Source organism: Thiolapillus sp., from assembly GCF_048562965.1.
In the GTDB taxonomy this organism is placed as follows: domain Bacteria; phylum Pseudomonadota; class Gammaproteobacteria; order Chromatiales; family Chromatiaceae; genus Thiolapillus; species Thiolapillus brandeum_A.
The window spans coordinates 1-1,052 of record NZ_JBHNMF010000976.1 but is presented as its reverse complement, the minus strand read 5'-3'; the positions used below and the strand labels follow the sequence as shown (position 1 = coordinate 1,052).

Below are 1,052 nucleotides of genomic sequence, written 5' to 3'. Positions count from 1 at the left end.
CGGTCCCTGTTTCAAGTCCAATACCATCTTGCCACCACAGGGAATACGCTGCCAGACTTTGACTTCTATCTCTTCTTCCTTGCCCGTCTTCTTGTTCTTTTTCTTTCTGGTCTTGGTGATGTCGTGATCATGGAGACGTTCATAACGCCCCCAACGCGCCTCCACTTCGATGCGTTCCGCCTCACCATCGACACAGAAGGTCATGCCGAAACTCGAGGGCACCAGCGATTGATTCTTGGACACGTCGATCTCATCGCTGGTCTCAGGCTCACCCTTGCCCAGTGCATCCTCGTCCTTGGTCTGCTCACTCCCCTGGGTCCGTTTTCCTGCAGGCGAAAGTTCCAATTTTACCTTCACCTCCAGATCGTCGGGAGCCACATCCTCGGCCTCGTCCACAGCACTATTTCTATTTCCCCAGTCGTTGCCCTCGTCAAGGGTCTCTCGAGGCGCCAACTTACCGACCAGATAGCGATCGCGTACACTCATATCCTTGATGAGTTCATTGGGACCGTTCGCGGGGCCGAGAAGATCGTCCATCACCGCATGTTGCAACAACTCACGAACGTAGGCCGAATTATCGATCAGAGGAATATCTGCCAGTGTCTTGCCGCAGAGTTTTGGGATGGCCTCGGCGAAATCGGTCCATTGGAGGCGGTTGATGCAACCGTTGGCTGGCTTTGAGAAACCCACCTTCGACAAAGGTACAGCAGGGTCTATCGACAATGTCTTATCCAAAAGCATATAAGTTTGACGACATTGATCACGAAGTCTATAGATCCGACCGATATTCCATATGCCCCCTCTCTCGTCGGAGATGAGAAGCCAAGCCCCTGTGTCGATACCACGATACAGAGCAGCACTCCCCTCCAACCGAATGCTGTGATTCAGAAGTCCCTTGTCATGCCCGTGGGCAGATATAATCAGCCATGCCTGGCTGGATACGGATGCTTCATTCATTTAGCAACCCCATTCGTGATATGCCACACCATTCATGATTCACAGCGCCATTCATGAGATTGGCGATGGAATCTTCTGAAATCGCCCATTGAAGT

At 52.1% G+C, this 1,052-nt stretch carries 1 protein-coding gene; it reads right to left on the bottom strand.

Going from position 1 to position 1,052, the window contains the following annotated elements:
* A partial coding sequence (locus ACOCD2_RS21605; protein WP_305801950.1) for a hypothetical protein occupies nucleotides 1–723 on the bottom strand: 723 nt, incomplete at its 3' end.
* Nucleotides 724–1,052: the final 329 nt, after the last annotated feature.